This is a genomic window from Kluyvera genomosp. 2, from assembly GCF_036759865.1.
Taxonomy (GTDB): Bacteria; Pseudomonadota; Gammaproteobacteria; order Enterobacterales; family Enterobacteriaceae; genus Kluyvera; species Kluyvera ascorbata_B.
On record NZ_JAPKIA010000002.1, the window covers coordinates 202,358 to 228,003 of the forward strand.

Sequence of the window (25,646 nt, forward strand, 5' to 3'; positions counted from 1 at the left end):
GAAGCCGGGGTATTTCCGCTCGCGCAGGGCGCCTTATGGAATCACCCCCTTCTCACGCATTCTCTCGACCCCTTCCTGCCAGCGCGTTGCCTCATATTGCAATTCGTCATTACTCGACTCCAGCACCACCATTTGCCCGCGCAGCGCTTCACGTTTCTTACGCAGCGGCTCAACCTTTTCCTCCATCGCCGCCATGCGCGCATTGACCTTGTCGCCGATCGCCTTATGCTGGCGATAATATTCCTGCTTCTGTTCTTCCAGCGCCTTATCGCGGGCGGCACGAATGGGCTCTGCATCACACACCGCTTTCTTCTGGCAGGCCACCAGCGCGGGCTCATACACGTTGATATAGTATTGATTACCAAACTTCGCCATATCGTTTCGGCGGTCAACGGCGTAGATTTCGGCGTTCATCGCCTGCTGTACCGCGCTGCGGTCCAGCGGCTTGCCGTTGGCGTCCGTTCCCCACGAGCGCGCCATCTGTTCATCTAACTCGACCACCTGTGTTTTCAATACATCATACTGTTTTTTCTGCTTTTCTATCGTTGTGCGGCTGTCGGCAAACTGGGCGTCAAGCCTGGCGAACTGCGCCATAAAGCCGCTATCGTTCACCACCAGCAATTTGCTTAAATCCTCTCTTTCACTGAACGGTCTTCCCGCATTTTTGGCGGCCATCTGCATCGAAAAGAAGGTCGTCGTCCAGCCGGAAGCCGGGGTTCCCACGGCGGTCATCATCGCCGAAAATTTGACCGGACGCCCTTTAGTCCAGGTTTTTTCATAGAAAAGATAATCCCCGGCCATGCCAACCGGCGTGTAGAGATTATCGTCAGAAGCCATATCACCTTCGAGGGTGTACGTCGCCTGGTTGCCTGTCGCATCCAGCTGGCGCAGGCTGATGCGCTCAAGATGCATCATGCCGCCAGACTGTTTCGCGAACTGCTGTTTGATAACGTCGTCGGTGGGGGTATTGCTGTCGGCGATAACCGACAGGGAAAAACTACACAGCAGGAGCGTCCCGCATTTCCAGGCGAGCTTCATCGGCAAATTCCTTTTAGGTATGAAAAGCGCATCATACGGAATTTGCGGCGGAGGGAAGGATAAACGAAATCTGATTCTGGCTACCCGTAGAACACAGGTAGCCGATAACCACTTACTTGAGGGTGCCCACCAGCGCCTTGCGGCTGTCTTCCAGCGACACCACGCGGCTGCACACGTCTTTACCGAACGCCTGGAAATCCGCTTCCTGGTTTTTCCACTCGTTCTGAATCGCAGTTTGCAGGCCGCCCAGGCTGCCCAGCACGCCCTGCAGCGGGTTACCGCCGCCTTTCAGTACGGCTTTGGCGCCCATCTCGTTGATGCTGTCCTGCAGGATGCCGCCCATCGCCTGATTCACCAACTGCTGGCCGTCGGCACGCACCTGGTCAATCGCTTTATAGTGGAAGGTCAGGCCGTCACTGCGGCGCTCAATAATGCGGTTCATCTGCGTTTTCAGCTGCGCGTCGAGTTTGGTCAGACGACCGCGCATATTGCTGTCCTCGCCGACTTCTTTGGCGATAATTTTGTCCAGCGCCACGCGGCCTTTTTCAACCCGGTTACGCGCGCCTTCGTCAATCCACGGCAGCGCGCTACGCAGTTCCGTTTGATAATCTTTGGCCTGCTCGCGCTGGGCCGCGGTGAGCGTGTACGCCTTGCCGTTGTAGGTGACGTCGCCGTTGGGGGTAATAATAAGATTGCCGTTTTCCCCTTTCACCTGCACGGTTTGCGGGTTGAGCACCACGTCATCACGCGGGGTGACGCTGCACTGGTAGTCAGCGTGGGCGGCGGTCGCCGTGAACGTAAGAACTGCCGTCAGCAGCGTTTTGCGCATCATAACTTTCCCTCAAGATAAATCGGGCCAGCAAATGCTGGCCCCGTACACGCGTCATCGTTCAAGCGGCCTCTGCGTTGGCTGCGTCTGAACGATATTGTGCATATAAGATCTTAGTCCCACCAAACGTCAAAAAGTTCGCTGGTGCGCACCTCTTCAAACTTACGGTCTTCCAGCCACTTACGAACCAGCGCCTGATGTTCTTCAGTACACTTGCCCACTTCCTGGGTGCAAATCAGACCTTCCCAGGCCAGATAGCCGCTGCCGTCAAACGCCAGCTTGTTCGGCTCGATCACTTCATCGATAAACTGGTCGACGGTTTGATCGATCTGTTCTTCGCTGGTGCCTTCCGGGAAACGCCACGCGACGGAGAAGCCGATTTCCTGAAATTCATCGATATGCATTTTTTTACGCAAACGACGGCTACGATTCTTTGCCATTTATTTCACCCTCTCGAACATTAAGTCCCATACGCCGTGGCCAAGACGATGGCCACGCTGTTCAAATTTGGTTACCGGGCGCGATTCCGGGCGCGGTACGTAATCTTTTGTTTCGGACAGGTTCTGGTATCCACCAATGGAGGACATCACTTCCAGCATATGCTCAGCATAGGCTTCCCAGTCGGTCGCCATGTGGAAAACGCCGCCCAGCTTTAATTTCGTCTTCACCAGCTCAGCGAACGGTACCTGCACGATACGGCGTTTATTATGACGCGCTTTGTGCCACGGGTCAGGGAAAAAGAGCTGAACCATGTTCAGAGAGTTGTCCGGGATCATCTTGTGCAGCACTTCGACCGCGTCATGGCACATGACGCGCAGGTTATCAACGCCCTCTTCGTGCGCCGAAGCCAGACAGGCGCCAACGCCAGGTGAGTGTACCTCAATACCGAGGAAATTCTGGTGCGGACGTGCTTTCGCCATCGTCACCAGCGAGGCCCCCATGCCAAAACCAATTTCCAGCGTCACCGGCGCTTCGCGACCGAACAGCGCGGCGAAATCGACAGGCTCTTCGCTGAACTCAACGCCCATCACCGGCCAGTAGTTTTCCAGCGCGTGTTCCTGCCCTTTGGTCAGTCGCCCCTGGCGACGCACAAAACTACGAATGCGGCGCAGCGGGCGGCCGTTTTCATCAAAATCCGGTGAAATGACGTCGTTCTTCATAAAAATATGTCTGCTTGTGAGAGTGTTCGGGAAACGGGCATTATCCAAAGTTAGTTGCCGGATGCAAGCACCGGAAAGTTCCTGTTTACAGCATAGTACCGCTGTGCTGCAATCTGGCCCCCTAATCGCACGATAACGGAAGCACTGCTTTGACCATGCAAGCGTCTCAATTTTCAGCCCAGGTGCTGGACTGGTACGACAAATACGGGCGTAAAACCCTGCCCTGGCAAATCGAAAAAACGCCTTACAAAGTATGGCTGTCAGAGGTGATGTTGCAACAGACGCAGGTTGCCACCGTTATCCCCTATTTCGAACGCTTTATGTCGCGCTTCCCGACGGTCACCGATCTCGCGAATGCCCCCCTCGACGACGTGCTGCACCTGTGGACGGGGCTCGGTTACTATGCGCGCGCGCGCAATCTACACAAAGCGGCCCAGCAGGTGGCGACGCTGCACCACGGCCGTTTTCCGGAAACCTTCGATGAAGTCGCGGCGCTGCCCGGCGTAGGACGCTCAACCGCAGGCGCGATACTGTCGCTGTCGCTGGGCAAACATTTCGCGATTCTCGATGGCAACGTTAAGCGCGTGCTGGCCCGTTGCTATGCCGTCGGCGGCTGGCCGGGTAAAAAAGACGTTGAGAAGCGGCTGTGGGACATCAGCGAGCAGGTTACGCCCGCCGAAGGCGTTTCGCGCTTTAACCAGGCCATGATGGATCTTGGTGCGATGGTCTGCACCCGCTCGAAGCCCAAATGTTCGCTTTGTCCGTTGGAAAAGGGCTGTATCGCCACCGCCAACGGCAGTTGGGCACAGTATCCCGGTAAAAAACCGAAGCAGACGATCCCCGAACGTACCGGCTATTTCCTGATGATGCAGCACGAGCGCGACGTGTTTCTTCAGCAGCGCCCGCCCAGCGGTCTGTGGGGCGGTCTATACTGTTTCCCGCAGTTTGCAGATGAAACGGCGCTGCGCGAGTGGCTGGCCGAGCGGCATATTCCGGCCGAAAACCTGACCCAGCTTACCGCCTTCCGCCATACTTTCAGCCATTTCCATCTGGACATTGTGCCTATGTGGCTTAGTGTGTCCTCATTCGCCTCATGCATGGATGAAGGCAGCGCTCTCTGGTATAACTTAGCCCAGCCGCCCGTCGTCGGGTTGGCCGCACCGGTTGAGCGCCTGTTGCAGCAGTTACGCGCCGATTCACTCGTCTAGCGAGCGGCGAACTAAGAGGATTTATTATGAGCAGAACCATTTTTTGTACTTTCCTGCAGCGCGACGCCGAAGGACAGGATTTCCAGCTCTACCCTGGCGAGCTGGGAAAGCGCATCTATAACGAGATTTCGAAAGAGGCCTGGAAGCAGTGGCAGCAAAAGCAGACCATGCTCATCAATGAAAAGAAACTCAATATGATGAACGTGGAGCACCGTAAGCTTCTGGAAGAAGAAATGGTTAATTTCCTGTTTGAAGGCAAAGATGTGCACATTGAAGGCTACACGCCGCCAGAAAAACAGTAAGGGCCCTGCGGGCCTTTAAGACAACAACAACACGCGCTCCCGGAATGATGAAAAAAAGAATTTATGCACTGGCGTTGATAGCACCGCTGCTGGTTTCCTGTTCCTCAAATAAAAAGGGCGATGCCTACAATGAGGCGTGGGTCAAAGACACCAACGGCTTTGATATCCTGATGGGGCAATTCGCCCATAACATTGAAAACATCTGGGGTTTTAACGAAGTCCTGATCGCCGGACCGAAAGACTACGTAAAATACACCGACGGCTACCAGACCCGTAGCCATATCAACTTCGATGAAGGCACCATCACCGTCGAGACCATTGCCGGTACAGATCCCGCCGCCCGCCTGCGTCAGGCGATTATCACCACGCTGCTGATGGGCGACGATCCCGGTTCGGTCGATCTCTACTCCGACGCCGACGATATTCAAATTTCTAAAGAGCCGTTCCTGTACGGCCAGGTGGTGGACAACACCGGCGAGGCCATTCGCTGGGAATGGCGCGCGGCGCGCTTTGCCGACTATCTGCTGCAAACGCGGATGAAAAAACGCAGTAACGGCCTGCATATCATCTACAGCATCACCATTAACCTTGTTCCAAACCACCTCGACAAACGTGCGCATAAATACCTCGGCATGGTACGCCAGGCTTCGCGTAAATACGGCGTCGACGAATCGCTTATTCTGGCGATTATGCAGACCGAATCATCCTTTAACCCCTACGCCGTCAGCCGCTCCGATGCGCTGGGGCTGATGCAGGTGGTGCAGCATACCGCCGGTAAAGACGTGTTCCGTTCACAGGGTAAATCCGGTACGCCAAGCCGCAGCTTCCTGTTCGACCCGGCCAGCAACATTGATACCGGGACCGCCTATCTGGCAATTCTCAGCAATATTTATCTCGGCGGCATCGACAACCCAACCTCGCGCCGTTATGCGGTCATCACCGCCTATAACGGCGGTGCGGGCAGCGTGCTGCGCGTGTTCTCCAACGATAAAGTGCAGGCGGCGAATATTATCAACAGCATGACGCCGGGCGACGTCTACCAGACGCTGACCAGCCGCCATCCGTCCGCCGAGTCGCGGCGCTATCTCTACAAAGTGAATACCGCGCAGAAAGGCTATCGTCGTAAGTAACAATTCTCACAAATATGGCCGTCACAAGCGCTGATGTTCACCGCGCGTGGCGGCCTCTCCGCCTGAACCTCATACAAAAATGTTAGTTTTGTCACTATTTCGTTATGCAAAGTAAAAATAATTGCAATTTTTTGCGGCGCTTAACAATGTCACATCTATGCCGTTGATAGAATCAGCACAAATAATGCTTTCGGATGTTATTAAACGAACGCGTATCCGGCCATTTTTGTGAGGAAAATAACATGAATTTAAAGCTGCAGCTTAAGATACTGTCCTTCCTGCAGTTCTGCCTGTGGGGGAGTTGGCTGACCACACTCGGTTCCTACATGTTTGTGACGCTGAAATTTGACGGCGCGTCTATTGGCGCGGTGTACAGCTCGCTGGGTATTGCCGCCGTCTTTATGCCGACGCTGCTGGGCATCGTGGCAGATAAGTGGATTAGCGCCAAATGGGTCTACGCCTTCTGCCATCTGGTGGGCGCAGGCACGCTGTTTATGGCCGCCCAGGTCACCACGCCGGGAGAAATGTTCTTCGTTATCTTGCTCAACTCGCTGGCCTATATGCCAACGCTGGGTCTGATCAACACCATCTCCTACTATCGTCTCAAAACGGCAGGCATGGATATCGTGACCGACTTCCCGCCAATCCGTATCTGGGGCACCATCGGCTTTATTCTGGCGATGTGGGCGGTGAGCTTCTCCGGGTTCGAGCTGAGCCATATGCAGCTCTACATCGGCGCCGCGCTGTCAGTCGTCCTGGTGCTGTTTACCCTGACCCTGCCGCATATTCCGGTCTCTAACCAGCAGCAAAAGCAGAGCTGGAGCAGCATGCTGGGGCTGGACGCGTTTGCGCTGTTTAAAAACAAACGCATGGCGATCTTCTTTATTTTCTCCATGATGCTGGGCGCCGAGCTGCAGATCACCAACATGTTTGGCAACACCTTCCTGCACAGTTTCGATAAAGATCCGCTGTTTGCCAGCAGCTTTATCGTGCAGCACGCCTCGGTAATGATGTCGATTTCACAAATCTCCGAAACGCTGTTCATCCTCACCATTCCGTTCTTCTTAAGCCGCTACGGCATCAAGAACGTGATGCTGATTAGTATCTTCGCATGGATGCTGCGCTTTGGCCTGTTCGCCTACGGCGACCCAACGCCGTTCGGCACCGTGCTGCTGGTTCTGTCGATGATTGTTTACGGCTGCGCCTTCGACTTCTTTAACATCTCCGGCTCGGTATTTGTGGAAAAAGAAGTGAAGCCGGAAATCCGCGCCAGCGCGCAGGGGATGTTCCTGATGATGACCAACGGCTTTGGCTGCATTCTCGGCGGTATGGCCAGCGGCAAGGTTGTTGAGATGTACACCGTGGACGGCATTACCGACTGGCAGAGCGTGTGGCTGATTTTCGCCGCGTACTCTCTGGTTCTGGCGGTGGCATTTGTGGGGCTGTTTAAATACAAACATGAACGTACGCCAGCTGGCATACAGACGGTTGCCCACTAAGTTTCCTACCCACGTAACCCGGCCGAGCAAAGCGACGCCGGGTTCAAAATAGTAGGCCGGATAAGGCTACGCCGCCATCCGGCAATCTGTTCCATTCTGCCTGATGGCGCTGCGCTTATCAGGCCGACACCTTCGATAGCACCCATCCTACTGACAGCAAATCTGCGCTGCCGCCGGGGCTTAAATTCCGCGTAATCAGCGCGTTATCCATTGCTATCAGCGCGCCTTCATCCCAACCGTTTTCCAGTAAATCGTGGGCGTAATCCTGTACGTAGCGCAGACCGTTCATTCCGCCGCGCGAGACCAGATTACTGTCCGGGTTCACCGCCATTAAACGCAGCAGCAGCGCGTGCAGATGGCGACGATTCCAGCCTGAAAGCGCCTTGCGAACCGTGGCGAATCCGCTCTCTGCTTCCCCCCGCGCCCCGGTCAGGCCAAACTGATGAAACTGGCGCTCGCCCGCGGTCGCCAGCGATGAGCGGGAAGCCAGCTCCCGTTCAACCAGACCGCGGCAGATATCGCTCACTTCACGGCACAGCCGCTGCGGGTTTACCTCACCCAACCGGCCCGCGGCAAAGCAAAGCAGCCCCAGCGCGAAAATACCGCCTTTATGCGTATTCACGCCACCGGTTGCTGCATACATCGCCTGTTCGCAAGCGATACCCATCGGGCGAATCATTCGCAGCTGTTCGCCAGCAGGGCGATGCGCATGTTTATCGCCCAGTTCGGCAAACCGGGTGAACCACGGCGTAATGGCCGCAATGCTGCGAACAAACAGCGCATGGTCCATGTCCCGGTGCGCGCCGTTGTTGTATTTATCCACCAGCCCTGGCTTCGGCGTCAGATCCAGTTCCTGCCACAGCGCCTCTTCGGCCAGCGCCGGCACATCGACGTTGCGGGTATTAATCGCGAATAAACCAGCCATCGATCAGCGCCTCCACGCGGCCAATAACCTGCTCAAGCGGATGCTGGCGCGAACGAGAGCAGACGTGCGCTGGCTCATCGCAGATCAGACAGCGGCGCATATGGCGGCCTAATGCCAGCCGGCCAATATGCCCGGCGTGCGGACAGATGACGTCCAGATCCCAGAGCCTTCCCAGCGGATGGGACTGTTCCAGCGCCGCGCAGTGGGCTTTGATCTCCGGCGCCTGATGCCCCATGCACCAGAGGGCTTCCGGGCCGGTAGGCAGCCACAGCACCTGCCTGTCCAGAACCTGCCAGTCGTTTTGCCACAGCATCTGATCGCACATCTGTAGCGCTACACCCATGGTATTGCGATAGCGCAGATTATTTTTTACCGCGCCCGGCGTCACCAGCGTGAGCGAGATAACCGGTTGTCCATAATGGGTTAACCAGTCAGCCTGACGCGCCGCGCGGCTCTCTTTTGCCGCCAACAGCGCTTCGAGGCTGACACCCGGGCTAACGGGTGTCACCGTCGTCATCATGCTACTCCTTAACCTGACGCACGGTATCAATCACGCTACCGTCGCGATAGCGAATCACACCGACAATTTTATCTGTGAACTCAATCGGTTTCGGCTGGCCGGTCAGCGAGATAGCCCGCGCATATAGCGCCTCAATCTCAACCACTTTCAGCCCTGCGGCGATAAGCCGTTCGCGAATTTCCGGACGCGCCGGGTTTACCGCAATACCGTGGTCGGTCACCAGCACATCGATGCTTTCCCCCGGGGTCAATCGGGTTGTCACCCGCTTGACGACCGTCGGAATACGGCTGCGCAGAAGCGGTGCCACGACGATAGTCAGGTTAGCCGCTGCCGCCACGTCGCAGTGGCCGCCCGATGCGCCGCGCATCACGCCGTCGGAACCGGTAATCACGTTGACGTTAAAATCAACGTCAATCTCCAGCGCGCTGAGGATGACCACATCAAGCCGATCGCAGCAGGCAGCCTTACTGCCCGGATTGGCGTAGACGTTGGTGGAAATCTCTACGTGATTGGGGTTACGCGCCAGCGACGTCGCCGCCTGCCCGTCAAAACACTGGGTATCGAGCAGCTTTTCAATCAGCCCTTTTTCATGCAGGTCGACCAGGCTGCCGGTAATGCCGCCCAGCGCAAAGCGCGCCTTCACGCCGCTGCGCTCCATCTTCTCTTCCATAAAGCGCGTGCAGGCGGTGGCGGCCGCGCCGGAACCGGTCTGCATCGAGAAGCCCGGCGTAAAGTAGCCCGAGTGTTCAATCACATCCGCCGCATAGCGGGCAATCATCAGTTCACGCGGGTTGCTGGTCACGCGCGCCGCACCGACGCTGATTTTCGCCGGGTCACCCACACTGTCCACCGGCACAATGAAGTCAACCTGGTCCTGCACAATGCTGGCGGGCATATTCGGGAACGGCACCAGCGCTTCGGTCAGCAGCACCACGTGGCGAGCAAATTGCGCATCAACCATGGCGTACCCCAGCGAACCGCAGCATGACTTACCGTGGGTGCCGTTAGCATTACCAAACTCATCGCTGCACGGCACGCCGAGAAACGCCACGTCGATTTTCAGCTCGCCGTCCTGCAGCAGCTTCACGCGCCCGCCGTGGGAGTGGATTTGTACCGGTTCATCCATCAAACCGTGAGAGATAGCGTCCGCCAGCTTACCTCGCATACCGGAGGTATAAATACGCGTAATCACGCCGCTTTCAATATGCTCGATCAGCGCATCGTTGCAGGTCATCAGCGAGCTTGAAGCCAGCGTCAGGTTCTTGAAGCCCATCTTCGCCAGCAGCGCGACGACGTGATTAATGACCCGATCGCCTTCGCGGAATGCGTGGTGGAACGAAATGGTCATGCCATCTTTTAAGCCGCTGCGCGCCACCGCGTCTTCAATCGAGGCGCACAGTTTTCGGGTGCGTTTCTCCTGCGGAGAGTTCAGCCACGGCGTTGTGCTGTGGGCCGAATCAAAGGGTTTTAGCGCCCGCAGGTGGGGGAAATGAAGGTGGAGAAGTTCTGTCTGATTCATTATCAAGTCCTTAACGACGCACGCCGGAGGCGGCTGCACGTTCCAGTACCATTTGCGCGTGGTTAATAATCGGGGCATCGACCATTTTGCCGTTGAGTGATACCACGCCCAGGCCGTTGCGTTCACCCTCTTCTGCCGCTTCAATCACCCGTCTGGCGTGATCCACTTCCTGCTGCGTTGGCGCATAGGCATTGTGGAGCAGGTCAATCTGACGCGGGTTAATCAGCGATTTACCGTTAAAGCCCATCTTGCGAATCAGTTCCACCTCACGCAGGAAGCCGGCTTCATCGTTGACGTCAGACCACACGACGTCAAAGGCATCAATACCGGCGGCACGCGCCGCGTGCAGTACCGCACAGCGGGCATAAAACAGCTCGGTGCCATCGCCGCGTTCGGTCTGCATATCCATGACATAGTCGAATGCCGCCAGCGCGATGCCGATCAGGCGCGGCGAGCTGCGCGCAATCGCCACGGCGTTAATCACGCCAACCGCCGATTCAATTGCCGCCATCACGCGGGTCGAGCCCACCTCACGCCCACAGGCGCGCTCAATACGTTCAAGATGGCCTTCCAGCTCAAAGATATCTTCAGGCGTGTCGGTTTTCGGCAGGCGAATCACGTCCACACCGGCATACACGGCGGCTTCCAGGTCAAGCAAGCCGAACGGCGTGCTAAGCGGGTTAATGCGTACGACGGTCTCAATATCCTGATACATCGGATGCTGAAGCGCGTGGAAGACCAGCAGGCGGGCGGTATCTTTCTCACGCAGCGCGACCGCGTCCTCCAGATCGAACATGATCGAGTCCGGGCGGTAAATAAAGGCGGTGGAGAGCATGGCGGCGTTGGCCCCGGGCAGGAACAGCATACTGCGACGAAGTTGACTCATTGCAGCGCCCCCCAGACGATCGTCTGCTCTTCTGCGGCACGCAGAATCGCGCTTTGCAAACGGGCGCGAATCACACAGTCCAGCGCCCCTTTATCTTCCACGATAATCAGCCCCTGCTGCACGTCCAGCGCGCGCAGTGTCTGCTCAACAACCTGGCGAATCTGTTCGCCAAACTGCTTCATCACCTCACTGTGGATGACAATCTCCAGCTCGCCGTCGGCGGGGGCGATTTTCACCATCAGGTCGCTGGACTCCTGCGTTCCGGCCAGCGCCTCCCTTATGATTTTCATGATAATGTCCTGATAGTTATGCAACTTCCGCGCTGTAATGCGCTTCGAGATGCGCGAAAGTGGATGCCGGAACAATGTCCCGGATACGAGAAAACTGCTGCAATGTTAATAAACGGCGGACTTCCGAAGCCGAAATCGCGCTCCCGGTGGCTTTCATGCGCGGCATCTCTACCACGGTCATGTTGTCGCCAAGCAGCATATGCAGCGTCTGGTTGTACTGGCGGGTCACGTCGCAGAACGGCTCCGAACCGATAAAGCGATGCGTGATCCCCAGCGCGGGCGCAATGTAGTTGCGGAACAACAGCACGTCGATTTCACTCCACGCCTGCTGCACCTTGCCGGTTTCCTTTAAGAAATAGGCCGGGAAGGTGGCGCGCGAGATGATGTACTGCGATCCCTCGTGCACCGTGACGTTCGCCAGATGCGCGACGCCGGCACGCACCATCTCCAGACGAGCGCGAAACGGAAAGAACGACGCATCTTCACGCACCACGAAAAGATGCAGCCAGCCGCACTGTGCCGCCGCCTGTTCCACCAGATAACGGTGTCCCAGGGTGAAGGGATTTGCATTCATCACAATGGCCCCAACCTGGGTAGCCGGTTGGCGCTGGAGGCTCAGCGTACGGCAGTAGCGTTCAATCCCCTGCGGCGTATTTTCCATCAGCACCGCATTGTTGCCGCTCTGGGCAATCGGCCAGAAGCCGCTGCGGGCGAAGCGCGCAATGTTGCAGGGGCGAGTACAAAGAAAAAGATGGAAATAACCCTGCGCTAACGCTACGTTCTCCACCTCGGCCAGCAGCCGAGCGCTCAGATTCGCGCCGCGCTGTTGTTCATCGACCGCCACGCACTTAATCACGTTTGCCGCCAGACCTGCGCAGCCCACCAGCTTTGTGCCGTCCCAGGCTTCAACGAACAGCGTAATATCGCTATCCAGCCCGAGGCCGCTGTCCACCAGCAGCGCACGGATAGGGCTTAAACGTTCCGGGTGTTTTGCCACCATGCTGACCCGAAAATCGAGAGTGGGTTGCGTGTACATCGTGCCGCCTGCCTTACTTAGTGCGCCGCCGTCAGCGTATTCGCTGGCGCTTCCATGATGATGTTGCTGAGATGGCCAATATGTTCAATCTCCACCTCGATACGGTCCCCCTCCTTCATAAACAGCGGCGGGTTACGTTTCTTGCCGACGCCGCCCGGCGAGCCGGTGATGATGACGTCGCCAGGGCTTAAGCGGGTGAAGGTACTGATGTACTCAATCAGCTCGGCCACTTTATGAATCATGCTGCTGGTGTTGTCCTCCTGCACCATCCGCCCGTTCAACCAGGTACGGATAGCCAGGCTATGCGGGTCGGGGATCTCATCGGCGGTCGCCATCCACGGCCCAAAAGCGCCGGTCTGTCGCCAGTTTTTCCCGGCGGTAAACCAGGTGTGCTGCCAATCGCGAGCGGAGCCGTCCATATAGCAGCTGTAGCCGGCCACGTGGCGCAGCGCATCCTCACGCGAAATGTTCTCGCCGCCCTTGCCAATGATCACCGCCAGCTCGCCCTCATAGTCAAATTCGCGAGAGTGGCGCGGCTTCAGCACCGGTGCGTTGTGCGCGGTCTGCGAGTCGGGGAAGCGGACAAACAGCGTCGGTGCCGGGTTATGCTGGTCAAATTCTTTGCGTTTCTCGGCATAGTTCATGCCCACGCAGAGAATCTTTTCCGGATGCTCAATCACCGGTAAGAAGGTCACGGCCTCCATGGGCACATCGACGGCATCGTGAAGATAGCGGGTCGCATCGGCCAACCCGTTGCCATCAAGCAGCGCCTTGAGGTCGCCGTAGCGGTCGCCAAGACGGCGTCCCAGATCAATCATTCCTTCTGCATTCACGATGCCGTAGCTGCGAACGCCCTGATAGATAAAGCTTGCGAGTTTCATTGTTCTATTCCATTAAACGAGGAAGTTGCCCAGCACCAGCAGCGACACGGAGACGTTAATTGCACCGCCGATACGGGTCGCAATCTGCGCGAACGGCATCAGGCTCATGCGGTTACCGGCGGTCAGAATCGCGACGTCGCCGGTGCCGCCCTGGCCGCTCTGGCAGCAAGAGACGATGGCGACATCAATCGGGTGCATGCCGATTTTTTTGCCGACGAAGAAACCGGTCGCAACCAGCGCAGACACGGTGCTGACGATCACCAGCAGATTGCTGAGGGTGAAAGCGTTAACCAGCTCCTGCCACGGGGTGATAGCCACGCCGACGGCAAACAGCACCGGATAAGTCACTGAGGTCTGGAAGAATTTATAAACCACCTGCGAACCTTCGAGCAGGCGTGGAGAGGCGCCGTGGCACAGCTTGACCAGCACCGCCATAAACAGCATGCCAACCGGTGCCGGCAAGCCAATCAGCTTGTGACCTAACATACCGAGCATGTACAGCAGCACCGCCAGCAGCGCGCCTGAAGCAATGGTGGTCACGTCAGTTTTGCCCGACAGCGCCGGCTGTGCGGATGCGGTATCGGCGTTGGCGCGGTTAGGCATCAACTGGCCCTCACCGGTCAGGTGCGGGTAGCGTTTGCCCAGTTGGTTCAGGCAACCGGAGATAATGATGGCCGTCAGCCCGCCCAGCATCACCATCGGCAGCACGCGGCCCAGCGCTACGCCCTGATCCATATGCAGTAGCGTGGCATAGCCGATGGATAACGGGATCGCCCCCTCGCCGACGCCGCCCGCCATGATCGGCAGAATGATAAAGAAGAAGATCTGGAACGGCTCAAGGCCCAGTGCCATGCCGACGCCCATCCCAACGATCATGCCGACGATTTCGCCACACAGCATGGGGAAGAAGATCCGCAGGAAGCCCTGAATCAGCACCGTACGGTTCATGCTCATGATGCTGCCGACGATGATGCAGCAGATATAGAGGTACAGAATATTGGTCGATTTGTAGAATTTCGTCGTCGACTCCACCACCACGTCCGGCAGCAGCCCGTAGTAGACCAGCGCGGAAGGGATAAAGGTGGCACAAATTGCCGCCGCCCCTAGCTTGCCGACGATCGGCAGACGCTTACCGAACTCACCGCAGGCAAAACCAAAAAATGCCAGCGTCGCAACCATCACCACGATATCGCTTGGTAGCTTACCGCCCAGGCAATCAATGGCGATAAGCGCCCCGGCCAACAGGAACAGGGGCAGCGGAATAATGCCAACTTTCCAGGTGTCCATAATATGCCACCAGCGCTCCTTGAGGGCCGGTCGCTGAATTTCTATCGGGTCGTGGGTAACAGAGAATGAATCATCAGTAGTGCTCATAATGAAGCCCTTTGGTTATTTTGTGAGGCTAGCTTAAGGGCCAAAAGGCTTACTTTATGTGAGTGATAGCATATTAAAACCGAAGTTTTAATGGCGCCTATGGTTTTAATGGTTTCTTTTATTTAATGTGATTAGCGCCTTATTTAAAGGCGTGGTTTTTATGGTTTCTATTCTGCGCTGAATGCCACAGGCGGATTTATTAATTTAGCCTTAATAAAGAGTACTTTTCAGATAACTCTCGTTCTGCGCCAGGCTGTGCAAGGGATCACAAGTTTCTGGCAAAGCCCGGCAGCGGCGATAAAAAAGATGATATATTGTCGGCTTCCGTCGCTGCCGTGCGTGAGTCTGATGAAAGTATCGTTCCAGATAAAACTGTTTATTTCCCTGGTTGCCTTTTTCTCGGTGCTGTTTGCGCTACTGGGTAGCTATTATTATATTGACGTCGGCCAGCAGCTATATCAGGAAATGAGCGGGCGGGCAAAAATACAGGCAGAAGAAATAGCTGTGATTCCCAGTTTGCGTAAACAGGTTGCCGAGAAAAACGTTCCAGCCATCCGTGACTTTATGCAAAAAATAGCCGCCCGTAGTGACGCTAGTTTTATTGTCATTGGTGATAATAAAGGCCTGCATCTGTTCCACTCGGTATTTGCCGACAGGATAGGTAAAACTCTGGTCGGCGGCGATAATGAAGAAGTGCTCCAGGGCAAAAGCACCACCACCATTCGGCAGGGCGGTTTAGGCATTTCCCTGCGCAGCAAGGCGCCTATTTTCGACGACCACGGCAAGGTTATCGGTATTGTTTCCGTGGGCTACCTTACCAGCTACCTCGACAGCATTACCGTCAACAAAGTGGTCAATATCCTGATCGCCGCAGTGCTTCTGCTGATGGCGCTGTTTGTTTTCTCCTGGTTCTTTACCCGCAGCATCAAGAAACAAATCTTCTCTCTTGAACCGCGCGAGATTGGCCTGCTGGTTCGCCAGCAGAAAGCGATGATGGAGTCTATCTATGAAGGCGTTATCGCTATCGACGACAACCTGCGCATTGAGGTCATTAACCAAGCGGCGCGTAAGCTGCTTGGCCTGAGCCTGCCGGCGCGCCAGCTGCGCGGAAAGCCTATCGGCGACGTCATCGCCCTCGTGCCCTTTTTCGAGCGCAGCGCCATGCTCAGGCAGGATACGCACGACGAAATCTGTCACTTTAACGACCTGACGGTCATCGCCAGCCGCGTGCGAATCATGCTGGAAAATGCGCTTCAGGGCTGGGTGATTACCTTTCGCGATCGTAACGAGATCGATTCGCTTAGCGCTCAGCTAAGCCAGGTAAAACGCTACGCCGATAACCTGCGCATTATGCGCCATGAGCAGCTTAACCGTATGACCACCCTCTCCGGTCTGCTGCATATGGGGCGCTACGACGAAGCAATTGGCTATATTCAGGCCCAGTCGGAACACGCGCAGGAGCTACTGGATTTCATCTCCTCACGCTTCAGTTCCCCCACGTTATGCGGGCTGCTGCTGGGGAAAGCCGCGCGCGCCCGTGAAAAAGGCGTGGTGCTGGAGTTCGACCCGGCCTGCGAGATGCGACGTCCCTTCCCGCCGCTGAGCGAGTCGGAGACGATCTCGATTATTGGTAATCTGATTGATAACGCCATCGAAGCGACCCAGCGATCGCCGCTGCCGCACGCGCCGGTCGAGATCTTGATTAAGCTCAGCGAACAGGAGCTGATTATCGAAGTCGCAGATCGGGGAATTGGCATTACGCCGGCGATCCGCGAACATATTTTTGAGCGCGGCATTACCACCAAAACCCGAGGCGACCACGGTATCGGACTCTACCTTATCGACAGCTATGTCACCCAGGCGGGCGGCCTGATCGAAGTGTCTGATAACGCGCCCAGCGGCACGATTTTCTCTTTATTCATTCCCGCCGCAGGGCCTGCCCGGCGTACCGCACAGCAACTGGAAGATACCGACTATGCAACATGAACTTATCGATGTACTGATTGTGGAAGATGAGAATGAGCTGGCGCAGCTGCACGCGGAGCTCATCGACAAGCACCCGCGTCTGCGGCTGGTCGGTATTGCCTCTTCGCTGGCCGACGCGCAACAACAGCTACAGAGCAAGCAGCCGCAGCTACTGCTGCTGGATAACTACCTGCCGGACGGTAAGGGCATTACGCTTATCAGCGACCCGATGCTGGCCCGCGCCAACTGCTCGGTTATCTTCATCACCGCCGCCAGCGATATGGACACCTGTAGTCAGGCCATTCGTAACGGCGCCTTTGACTACATCCTTAAGCCGGTATCGTGGAAACGTCTGAGCCAGTCGCTTGAACGCTTCGTGCAGTTTGCCGAACAGCAGCGGGTGTGGAAAATCGTCGACCAGCAAAACGTGGACTCACTCTATTTACTGCAGGCGAAAAACTACCGTCAGGACAACGGCAGCAAGGGCATTGAGGAAAATACGCTGGCCAGGGTACAAACGCTGTTTAACGCCCGGGAAAACCACTGTTTCTCGGTTGACGAAGTGGTCAGCGAAACCGGGCTCAGTAAAACCACCGCCCGTCGCTATCTTGAGCACTGCGTGGAATCCGGGTATTTAAGCGTTGAAATGCTGTATGGCAAGATTGGCCACCCGCGCCGCATGTACCGCCGCAGTGCGGCCTAGCCCCTCACCACGCGATGAGGGGCTAGCGCCCATTATTTCAACACGTAGCCGTACAGTCGGCTAATGCCGTCGGCGTCTTTCTCGCTGTACACCCCCTGAAGCTCCGGCGAGAAACCGGGCAGCAGGTTAACGCCCTCTTCCAGCGCCAGGAAATAGCGCTGCACCGCCCCGCCCCACACTTCTCCCGGCACCACGCACAGCACGCCCGGTGGGTATGGCAGCGCCCCTTCGGCGGCAATTCGCCCTTCCGCGTCACGAATGCGCACCAGCTCGACGTTGCCGCGAATAAACTCACCGTTAGCGTCCTGCGGGTTCATCACCACTTTCGGCAGGCTCTCCTTACGGAACATCGCTTTTTGCAGATCTTTCACCTCAAAGCTGACGTACAGATCGTGCATCTCCTGGCACAGTTCGCGCAGCGTATAGTCGCGGTAGCGCAGCGGATGCTTGCTGTAAACGCTCGGCAGTACCTCCGCCAGCGGCGTGTCATCTTCGATATGCTGCTCAAAGCGGGCCAGCATCGCCACCAGTTGGGCCATTTTCTCCGGCGTTTCCGCCGGGGTCAGCAAGAAGAGGATCGAGTTCAGATCGCACTTCTCCGGGACGATCCCGTTCTCGCGCAGGTAGTGGGCCAGAATGGTCGCCGGAATACCAAACTCGGTGTATTTTCCGGTTTCGGCATCGATCCCAGGCGTCGTCAGCAGCAGCTTGCACGGATCGACAAAGTACTGATCCTGGGCGTAGCCCTCAAAACCATGCCAGCGCGCGCCCGGCGCGAAGCTGAAGAAACGTCTATCGCTGGCGAGGGTTTGGGTGGAATGCTCTTGCCACGGGCGTCCGTCAACCATCGGCGGGATAAACGGCTGGATCAGCTTACAGCTGGCAATAATTGCTTTGCGCGCTTCAATACCCAGCTCGACGCACTCGGCCCACAGGCGGCGACCGCTCTCCCCTTCGTGAATTTTGGCATTAATGTCCAGCGCCGCGAACAGCGGATAAAACGGGCTGGTTGAGGCGTGCAGCATAAAGGCGTTGTTCAACCGCTTGTGCGGGCAAAAGCGCGCCTGACCACGAATATGGTTGTCTTTTTTGTGGATCTGCGAGGTTTGCGAGAAGCCCGCCTGCTGTTTATGCACCGACTGCGTCACAAAAATGCCCGGATCGTTTTCGTTTAACGCCAGCAGCAGCGGCGAGGTATCCGCCATCATATCGATAAACTGCTCATAGCCTACCCATGCGGAGTCAAACAGGATGTAGTCGCACAGATGGCCAATTTTATCCACTACCTGACGGGCGTTATAGATGGTGCCGTCGTAAGTGCCCAGTTGGATCACCGCCAGACGGAACGGACGCGGCGCGTCGGCCTTCTCCGGCGCCGCTTCACGAATCAGCTCGCGCAGGTAGCGTTCGTCAAAACAGTGCTCGTCAATACCGCCAATGAAACCAAACGGGTTACGCGCCGCTTCCAGGTAAACCGGCGTCGCCCCGGCCTGGATCAGCGCACCGTGGTGGTTTGATTTGTGGTTGTTACGGTCAAACAGCACCAGATCGCCACGCGTCAGCAGCGCATTAGTCACCACTTTGTTGGCCGCCGAAGTGCCGTTCAGCACGAAATAGGTTTTATCCGCGTGGAATACTTTAGCGGCAAATTTCTGCGCGTGCTTGGCGGATCCCTCATGGATTAAGAGATCGCCAAGCTTCACGTCAGCGTTGCACATGTCGGCGCGGAAAACATTTTCGCCGAAGAAGTCGTAGAACTGACGCCCCGCCGGATGCTTTTTAAAGAATGCGCCGTGCTGGTGCCCAGGACAGGCGAAGGTACTATTGCCCATCTCAACGTACTGGGTCAGGGTGTTGAAGAACGGCGGCAGCAAATTCTCTTCATAGCGACAGGCGGCCGCTTCCAGCGCCAGCCACTCCTGCTCTTTGCCGCTGATGACCGCTTCCACGCCGTCCGGCGCGCGAAGGTCGTCCGTCGAGAACACAAACACCGGCAGATGAAAACCGGTGCGCTTGAGCAACGCAAGAATACCGCTATGGCTGTCGGCCACGGTAATGACGACTGCTGCCACATCGGTAAAGTCGGTACTATCCAGCGCCACCACGCCACGGGGGCTGGACAGGCGAGAGACCAGTTCACGACTGGCAGCAATGTTCATTGATTTCATTAGCGCAACGACCCACTCAGGGAGAGTAAAAGCCCCGGACAAAGCTACTGGCCTTGCCCCACAAAGCGTCTGGGTGCAACTGGGTTACAGCTCCGACCGCCAGACATCAGTAAAAGCAGACGGCGTCTAATCTTACTGTTGTCCTGCAGTGAGCATGCGTTGACCTCACCGCATGGTGAGCAAAACGGAACGGGCAGGCTTTCGCAAGCAAGCGAAGCGGCATTGGCGATGTAATGGCAATAATGTCATTGCAGGCTGCCCCCGTGGAGGAAAGGAGAAATTTCGCGCAATCATGGCACCATTGACCAGAGGGCGCAAGACGAAATTTTTATGCACTAACCCTACGAAGAAACAAATACTGAACCGATTAATCGGTCCATAATAATGCAGGAGTTAGCGATAATTAACAGGAGTTAACGTGGTAATAGGTCCCTTTATTAATGCCAGCGCGGTGCTCGTCGGCGGGCTGATCGGCGCATTGCTCAGCCAGCGTCTGCCGGAACGCATTCGCGTTTCGATGACCTCTATTTTCGGCCTTGCTTCGCTGGGCATTGGGCTGCTGCTGGTCATCAAGTGCGTCAATATGCCGGTAATGGTGCTGGCGACGCTGATTGGCGCGCTGATCGGCGAGTTTTGTCATCTGGAAAAAGGCATTAACAACGCGGTGGCGCGGGCGCAAAAGCGGCTGATCAAACCGGGGAAAAACCCCGAACACGAGACGTTTATTCAGAGCTTCGTGGCGATCATCGTACTGTTTTGCGCCAGCGGTACCGGGATTTTTGGTTCGATGCACGAAGGGATGACCGGCGATCCCACCATTCTTATCGCCAAGTCGTTTCTCGACTTCTTCACCGCCATGATTTTCGCCTGCTCGCTGGGTTTTGCGGTCTGCATCATCAGCGTGCCGATGCTGGTCATTCAGCTGTCGCTGGCGTTTTGCGCGTTTATGATCCTGCCACTGACCACTCCGGCGATGATGGCCGACTTTACCGCCGTCGGTGGCCTGCTGCTGCTGGCAACCGGCCTGCGCATCTGCGGCATTAAGATGTTTGCGGTGGTGAATATGCTGCCAGCACTGCTGCTGGCAATGCCGATTTCCGCCGCCTGGACGGCATTTTTTGCCTGATGCAGCGTGCAAAACCGGAAAAGCGGTGATATGTTGTGCAACTCGCCGCAAATTTTATAAATTTCATTGACGAGGCGCGGCGATTACGGTTTAATGCGCCCCGTTGCCCGGATAGCTCAGTCGGTAGAGCAGGGGATTGAAAATCCCCGTGTCCTTGGTTCGATTCCGAGTCCGGGCACCACTATTTAAAGAACCCAGCCTATGGCTGGGTTTTTGCTTTTCAGAGTTTAATCCCCCAAAAGACCTGCACAATAACGGCACTATTTGAGGTCGTCTGAACGCTGGCTTTCGCCCAGCAACCGCGCATGGGCATACTCACCGCTCGCAAACGCACGGTATTCATCTTTCTTTACAGGCACAAACAGCGCGTATATCAAAAAGGGAACACGATCCCATCACGATCGTGTTCCCTCGCCGCCCAAACCTCCCCGCCCCTTGCCAGGGAAGTTACCCTAAGCTACTGATAAACAAACGTCACCCCAATAATTGACTGCACGTTGCCCGCCGTCACCTGGCCGCTGGTTCGCGCGTAGTTAGCCGTCAGGCCCAGGCTGACCGCCGACGTGCTGACCGTACCAAGCGACACCGTGCTATTGGTTGGAACAATGTTACCGTTGCGGGTGAGCTGCACGCCAATGCCCTGCGCCGGAGAGGCGGTCGCGGTATTGGTAAAAATCGAGTTGGCGGAGTCCGCCGTTGTCCCCGTGAGGTAATAGGCCAGCTTCTGGCTCTGCGCACAGTACACCGTCAGCGGAATCGCCGTTGAGCCCGGGTAGTCGGGCAGCGTAACCGTCACGTTACGCGCAGAAACGTCGCAGCCGCCCGTGGGCACCACCACATTATTTTTGGCGTAAATGTTCCAGACGAACTGGAAGTCATCGCCGTTTTTGTTGTTGGTCTGACGCAGGATCAGAATCGCGATCAGCGTCCCGGAGGTGATCGCCACGCCGCCCGCAGAGCTAATCGGCGTCAGGTACAGAACGGTTGGCCACGGCTGATCGGTTCTCGAGTTGTAGATAATGCGCGAGGTTTCACTGGTGGTCGGAAACGGATAGTTGCTGCCGTTGTACTTCACGGTGCCAGAGAAGCTCGACAACACGCCGCCGTAGGCCGATCCGCGCTGGAGGGTGACGTAGTCAGTGATGGTCTCCGGGTAGTCGTTATGGCAAAAGATCTGCGTGGAGAGATCGACCACCAGGTTTTGCCCGACGTTCACCGCGGGCGCAAGGTCGACGTAAACGTCAGCGCTGCCGCCACCGATAGGGATCGTCGCCCCGCTGGCGGTCTTACAGGCAAACGACCAGGCATTCACAGACCAAACGGCCAGCAGCAGCGTCGTCAGCAGGGTTATCGCTTTTTTCATGACTCTCTTCTCCTGGTCAGGCGTAGGTATAGGTAACGTTAATCACCGCCTGGATAGTTCCCTGGGTGGCACCGCCGTTTACCGACAGCGCCCTCACCTGCAGCGGAAAACGCGCGGACTGTGATGACTCATCCACCTGCACTGCCGTACTGGTCCCGGTATTCAACGTATTGCCTCCGTTATCCTGTAGCTCAAGCTGGATGTTACGGGCGGTACCCTGATTCTGGTAATAGCCGGTGGCATCAGCGGTGCCGCTGAAACTGGCGGTTACCCGCGACGTTCCCACCGGACAGTTGCTCAGCTCCAGCGCGACGCTGTGCCAGGCGGAGGACGATCCCGCCGACATTAAACTGAAGGTATACAAATCGCCGAGCTCAACGGCCGCATTGCTGGTTGAAACCGTACACGGTTTCGCCACCACTTTACCGTTGACGGTAATGGTCACATCGGCGGCCAACAGCGTTGGAGAAGCAGTCACCAGCGATACCGCCAGCAGCCAGCTGTAACAGGTGCGTTTCATCAGCGCCTCCGCTTACTGAAATTCAAGAGTGAACGTCGCCGTGGCATTCACGTGGCCCGGCGTAATCGGGAGCTGCGTGGCCATCAGGCGGGCATAAAAGTTCAGCGTATTGGTCTGGCCGGGGGTCAGCGTGGTCCAGGCAATCGCAGAAGACGCCGCATTAAGCGGCAGCGTGGTCTGCTGCCCATCGAGGATTTCAATCCCCATCCCCGCCGCGGCTGATGTTCCACCATCCACCTTCAACAACCGGGTGTTTTCAGCGTCGGCTACCCCAACAAAACCCACCTTCACCGCGCTCACCGCGCCGCCGCAGGGGGAAAGCACAATGCGAAACGGAACGGCTGGCGTGGTCGCACCTACCGTGCTGAACTGCTTAGCCGCGTTGTTCATCAGGTCGACGGTAAAGTCTTTGGATTCACCGGCGACGGCGCAGCCGTTATCCCTGACGTTGCCGCTGATGGTGATCGTGCTATCGGCGGCATACGCGTTCGCAGCGGCCAGCGCGAAAATGGCGCTCAGCCAGTACTGGGGTTTCCTCATCTTCCTTTCCTTAGCGGCACACGGCCGATAGCTGAACTAACGGCTGCTGCTGACTATCGGCCGGCAGGCGGTAGTCCGCCGTGCAGCTGCCGTTCGCACCGTCACCCCATTTGACTCGTACCTTTCCGGCAAGCGGCATCCCGCTCAGGTACACAAGGCCGTTATCGGCGACGATGCTACCGTTCTGGTTGCTGTCTGAAGTCACCATCGCGCCAAACGGCACGGCTTTACCGTCGTAGGTGAGCGTCATCAGCAGCTTCATACCGACATGGGTTTTAAATTCCGCGCGGACAATCGCGCCATGAGTCGGCACAACGCTGACCACCGCATCGTCCAGATCGACGTTATCCGCCAGCGAGTTGGTATCCAGCGCCACGCGGTTTTCCCGGTATTCAGTGGCGTACGGCAGCACCGCATAGCCACGCCAGTCGGTACGTACCCCGGTCTGATTTTCCACTTTTGTGCCTTCCGCACCCGGGGCGCGAATCAGCACGACGGTGTCGTTCAGCGGCTGGCTCAGCGTAATCCCATTGGCGTGAGCCAGTACGCCGCCACTCATGCCGTAATAGAGCTGTTTGATGCCGTCGCTGCGGCTGTAGCCGACGTTGGCGTTGCCGTAGCCGCCGCGATAGTTCAACGAGGCGTAGCCGGTGCTGCCGCTGCTGCTATCCCCGCCGCCCGCATAGCCGGTCTGCACGCTGTAGCTCAGGTTATTCCCCTCCAGCATCGTGCCGTACAGCCCCGCGAGGTTGCTCATTCGCCCATTAAGATCGTCCGACATGCTGTAGCTAGCGCTGGCGTGCCGCCAGGCGGACTGGCTGTCTGAACGCAGCCAGTGGCTGAACGGAATATTGACGTTAATCGCCAGCATCTGATCCCGGCCTTCCTGCCAGGCGTTTTTAGTGAGGCTGTAGCTCAGCGTCCAGTTGATGTCGTTAACCGCCGTGTTCAGGCCAACCTGAAACTGTTCATCCGCATTGCCGGTTCCCCAGTAGGTCTGGTGGCTGCCGCTCACATAAAGCGTGGAGGTACGCCCCAACTGCTGGGTGATGCTCGCCTGTAACCTGCCGCGTTTGCTGTAGGCCAGGTTGTAATAGTCGGTGAATTTTGGCTTCACGTAGACCGGACCATCTTCGGTTTCAACGCTGTGGCCGCTCATCCGCTGATAGGTGGTATCCGCGAAGCTATAGTAGCCACGGGTGGAATAACGGTAGCCCACCAGCTGGATATTGGTGCCCAGATCGCTGAGCGATTTGTTGTACAGAAAACGAATCGATTGACCCTGCTGTCGGCTGTCGTCGGGCAGCGTGGCGTTCGCCTGGGTGATATCCACCGACAGCGCGCCCAGATCGCCCATGTTTTTACCGACCCCGACGTTAACGGCGCGATAGCGGTCCGCCAGCTGGGTGCCGCCATACAGCGTCCATCCTGCCGCCATCCCGTGCAGTATCGTGCTTTGAAAAAACGTCGGCTCTTCCTGCTGATCGTTGCCGCTGCGATATTCCCCGGCGGTCAGGGCATAGCGCGTGTGGCCTTCACGCTGTAGCACCGGCACCGAAGAGTACGGCACGCTGAAATTCTGGCTGCTGCCATCCGCTTCCTTAATGGTGACCTGCAGGTCACCGCCGTTGCCTGCGGCATAGAGATCGTTAATGGTGAAAGGGCCAGGCGGCACCGTGCTGTGGTAAATCTCATAGCCGTTTTGTTTGATAGACACCTGCGCCGTGCCGCGGGCAATACCGTGGATAACCGGCGCAAAGCCTTTCTGGCTATCCGGCAGCATATTGTCATCAGAAGCCAGCTGTGCACCGCGGAAGTTAATGCCGTCGAAAATGTCGCCGTTGGTATAGCTGTCGCCAAGCGTCAAACGCGAGCGCAGCGCTCGAATATCGCGCTCAACCCAGGTGTTAATGTGCTGCCATTTGTTCTGGTTGCTCGAACCGCTGCCGCCGCTGCTGTAGCTCCAGGTACTGTTGTCGCGCAGCCGCCACGCGCCCGCGTTAAGCCCGCTTTGCAGGTTTAAATAGGCGTACTGGCTGCTGCCACCGACCGTGTTATGCACGTTATTGCCGGTAAAGTTGTAGTTCAACAACCCGGCGGTAATCCCGTCATCCCACTGCTCCGGCGGAATATAGCCGCGCGCACGGTTGCCCATAAAGGCCTGCGGAATGGTCAGATACAGCCGCTGCTGGCCTACGTCCAGGCGCTGAGTCGCATCTTTAATCGTTTCGGCCAGCGGCACGCAGGCATCGGGCGCCAGCGCGCTCATGCCGCCGACCGCCGCGGTATTCAGCCCCATAGCGGCCAGTTGGCTGCGCGTCAGGCAGGCAAGCAGCCCCTGGCCGTGTTCGCCGGCGTTGAACGTCACATCACGGGTCGTAATGTAGCCATCGTTCAGGTAGATATCGACGCGGTAGGTCCCCGGCGGCAGTTCCTGCCCCTTCTCAAAACCGGAGAGATCCGCTACTGCGGCAGGATCGTCGGCCAGAAAACGGGGGTTAAAATACAGCTCCGCCTGGGCGAAAAAAGTCGGTGACGCCAGCATAATAGCCACCGGAAGCCGCGCAAGCGCGCTGACCGAGCGTGACGCCAGCTGTCGCAAGCGACGGGCCTCCAAATGGTCGAGGCCAAATTTCAGATATGGCATAGTCCCTCCGGTTCGAC

At 57.0% G+C, this 25,646-nt stretch carries 24 protein-coding genes and 1 tRNA gene; 8 read left to right on the forward strand and 17 right to left on the reverse strand.

All coding sequences use genetic code 11. The features are described 5' to 3' along the window. Window positions 1-33 precede the first annotated feature (33 nt). From V6942_RS02785 to trmB, 4 genes are all read right to left on the reverse strand, one after another. Window positions 34-1,038 carry a DUF1202 family protein gene (locus V6942_RS02785; RefSeq protein ID WP_333500793.1) on the reverse strand — a complete coding sequence of 335 codons (1,005 nt, stop codon included), beginning with the start codon at window positions 1,036-1,038 and terminating at the stop codon, window positions 34-36. Between the two features lie 112 nt (window positions 1,039-1,150). Beyond that, window positions 1,151-1,870 (reverse strand): DUF2884 domain-containing protein, encoded by a 720-nt coding sequence (locus tag V6942_RS02790; RefSeq protein WP_106925680.1) that lies wholly within the window; start codon window positions 1,868-1,870, stop codon window positions 1,151-1,153. A gap of 110 nt (window positions 1,871-1,980) precedes the next feature. Next, window positions 1,981-2,307: a YggL family protein gene (locus V6942_RS02795; RefSeq protein WP_065356020.1), complete on the reverse strand. Its 327-nt coding sequence runs from the start codon at window positions 2,305-2,307 to the stop codon at window positions 1,981-1,983. Further along, window positions 2,308-3,027, reverse strand: coding sequence for a tRNA (guanosine(46)-N7)-methyltransferase TrmB (trmB, locus tag V6942_RS02800; protein ID WP_106925678.1), 720 nt, complete (start codon window positions 3,025-3,027; stop codon window positions 2,308-2,310). It abuts the gene before it with no gap. A 155-nt stretch (window positions 3,028-3,182) separates the two neighbouring features. Here trmB and mutY point away from each other — a divergent pair, with 155 nt between their 5' ends. The 4 genes from mutY (at window position 3,183) to V6942_RS02820 (ending at window position 7,166) form a co-directional block, all read left to right on the forward strand. Then, on the forward strand, window positions 3,183-4,235 hold the full coding sequence (gene mutY, locus V6942_RS02805) for an A/G-specific adenine glycosylase (RefSeq protein WP_182930039.1): 1,053 nt from the start codon (window positions 3,183-3,185) through the stop codon (window positions 4,233-4,235). Window positions 4,236-4,261: 26 nt separating this feature from the next. Continuing rightward, a complete protein-coding gene (locus V6942_RS02810) occupies window positions 4,262-4,537 on the forward strand; it encodes an oxidative damage protection protein (RefSeq protein ID WP_106925674.1) in 276 nt (91 codons plus the stop codon). A 47-nt stretch (window positions 4,538-4,584) separates the two neighbouring features. Next, entirely contained in the window at window positions 4,585-5,667 is a 1,083-nt protein-coding gene (mltC, locus tag V6942_RS02815) for a membrane-bound lytic murein transglycosylase MltC (RefSeq protein WP_106925672.1), read from the forward strand. Between the two features lie 242 nt (window positions 5,668-5,909). Continuing rightward, window positions 5,910-7,166, forward strand: a complete 1,257-nt coding sequence (locus V6942_RS02820) for a nucleoside permease (protein WP_333500794.1) — start codon at window positions 5,910-5,912, stop codon at window positions 7,164-7,166. 118 nt (window positions 7,167-7,284) lie between these two features. Here V6942_RS02820 and citG read toward each other — a convergent pair whose 3' ends face one another. The 8 genes from citG to V6942_RS02860 are packed head-to-tail and all read right to left on the reverse strand — an operon-like array spanning window position 7,285 to window position 14,597. Continuing rightward, window positions 7,285-8,091 carry a triphosphoribosyl-dephospho-CoA synthase CitG gene (citG, locus tag V6942_RS02825; RefSeq protein ID WP_106925668.1) on the reverse strand — a complete coding sequence of 269 codons (807 nt, stop codon included), beginning with the start codon at window positions 8,089-8,091 and terminating at the stop codon, window positions 7,285-7,287. Beyond that, window positions 8,069-8,608, reverse strand: coding sequence for a citrate lyase holo-[acyl-carrier protein] synthase (citX, locus tag V6942_RS02830; protein ID WP_333500811.1), 540 nt, complete (start codon window positions 8,606-8,608; stop codon window positions 8,069-8,071). The genes citG and citX overlap by 23 nt, the downstream gene beginning before the upstream one ends. A 4-nt stretch (window positions 8,609-8,612) precedes the next feature. Further along, window positions 8,613-10,130, reverse strand: coding sequence for a citrate lyase subunit alpha (citF, locus tag V6942_RS02835; protein WP_182967037.1), 1,518 nt, complete (start codon window positions 10,128-10,130; stop codon window positions 8,613-8,615). A gap of 10 nt (window positions 10,131-10,140) precedes the next feature. Then, window positions 10,141-11,016, reverse strand: coding sequence for a citrate (pro-3S)-lyase subunit beta (gene citE / locus V6942_RS02840; RefSeq protein WP_106925664.1), 876 nt, complete (start codon window positions 11,014-11,016; stop codon window positions 10,141-10,143). Continuing rightward, window positions 11,013-11,306, reverse strand: coding sequence for a citrate lyase acyl carrier protein (gene citD, locus V6942_RS02845; RefSeq protein WP_106925662.1), 294 nt, complete (start codon window positions 11,304-11,306; stop codon window positions 11,013-11,015). Before citD ends, citE begins: the two co-directional genes overlap by 4 nt. Window positions 11,307-11,322: 16 nt before the next feature. Further along, window positions 11,323-12,342 (reverse strand): [citrate (pro-3S)-lyase] ligase, encoded by a 1,020-nt coding sequence (gene citC, locus V6942_RS02850; RefSeq protein ID WP_106925660.1) that lies wholly within the window; start codon window positions 12,340-12,342, stop codon window positions 11,323-11,325. 17 nt (window positions 12,343-12,359) lie between these two features. Beyond that, window positions 12,360-13,223 carry a fumarylacetoacetate hydrolase family protein gene (locus V6942_RS02855; RefSeq protein WP_106925658.1) on the reverse strand — a complete coding sequence of 288 codons (864 nt, stop codon included), beginning with the start codon at window positions 13,221-13,223 and terminating at the stop codon, window positions 12,360-12,362. A 12-nt stretch (window positions 13,224-13,235) separates the two neighbouring features. After that, on the reverse strand, window positions 13,236-14,597 hold the full coding sequence (locus tag V6942_RS02860) for a 2-hydroxycarboxylate transporter family protein (protein ID WP_106925656.1): 1,362 nt from the start codon (window positions 14,595-14,597) through the stop codon (window positions 13,236-13,238). Window positions 14,598-14,945: 348 nt separating this feature from the next. On the opposite strand from V6942_RS02860, the gene V6942_RS02865 reads away from it, so the two are divergent. After that, window positions 14,946-16,583, forward strand: coding sequence for an ATP-binding protein (locus tag V6942_RS02865; RefSeq protein ID WP_106925654.1), 1,638 nt, complete (start codon window positions 14,946-14,948; stop codon window positions 16,581-16,583). Further along, complete coding sequence (locus V6942_RS02870) at window positions 16,573-17,265, forward strand: response regulator (protein ID WP_106925652.1); 693 nt, start codon at window positions 16,573-16,575, stop codon at window positions 17,263-17,265. The genes V6942_RS02865 and V6942_RS02870 overlap by 11 nt, the downstream gene beginning before the upstream one ends. 32 nt (window positions 17,266-17,297) lie before the next feature. Here the strand turns inward: V6942_RS02870 and V6942_RS02875 are convergent, their stop codons facing one another. Beyond that, window positions 17,298-19,433: an ornithine decarboxylase gene (locus V6942_RS02875; protein WP_106925650.1), complete on the reverse strand. Its 2,136-nt coding sequence runs from the start codon at window positions 19,431-19,433 to the stop codon at window positions 17,298-17,300. Between the two features lie 418 nt (window positions 19,434-19,851). Here V6942_RS02875 and V6942_RS02880 point away from each other — a divergent pair, with 418 nt between their 5' ends. Continuing rightward, window positions 19,852-20,559 carry a DUF554 domain-containing protein gene (locus tag V6942_RS02880; protein WP_106925648.1) on the forward strand — a complete coding sequence of 236 codons (708 nt, stop codon included), beginning with the start codon at window positions 19,852-19,854 and terminating at the stop codon, window positions 20,557-20,559. A gap of 105 nt (window positions 20,560-20,664) precedes the next feature. Beyond that, window positions 20,665-20,740 (forward strand) — tRNA-Phe (locus tag V6942_RS02885). 276 nt (window positions 20,741-21,016) lie between these two features. Here the strand turns inward: V6942_RS02885 and V6942_RS02890 are convergent. Genes V6942_RS02890 through V6942_RS02905 form a run of 4 tightly spaced genes read right to left on the reverse strand, consistent with a single transcriptional unit; the run spans window position 21,017 to window position 25,629 of the window. Then, entirely contained in the window at window positions 21,017-21,922 is a 906-nt protein-coding gene (locus V6942_RS02890; protein ID WP_106929751.1) for a fimbrial protein, read from the reverse strand. A 16-nt stretch (window positions 21,923-21,938) separates the two neighbouring features. Beyond that, window positions 21,939-22,442, reverse strand: a complete 504-nt coding sequence (locus V6942_RS02895; RefSeq protein ID WP_106929749.1) for a fimbrial protein — start codon at window positions 22,440-22,442, stop codon at window positions 21,939-21,941. A gap of 12 nt (window positions 22,443-22,454) precedes the next feature. Further along, window positions 22,455-22,982, reverse strand: coding sequence for a fimbrial protein (locus tag V6942_RS02900; protein WP_106929747.1), 528 nt, complete (start codon window positions 22,980-22,982; stop codon window positions 22,455-22,457). A gap of 10 nt (window positions 22,983-22,992) precedes the next feature. Next, window positions 22,993-25,629 (reverse strand): fimbrial biogenesis usher protein, encoded by a 2,637-nt coding sequence (locus V6942_RS02905; protein WP_182930027.1) that lies wholly within the window; start codon window positions 25,627-25,629, stop codon window positions 22,993-22,995. Window positions 25,630-25,646 lie beyond the last annotated feature (17 nt).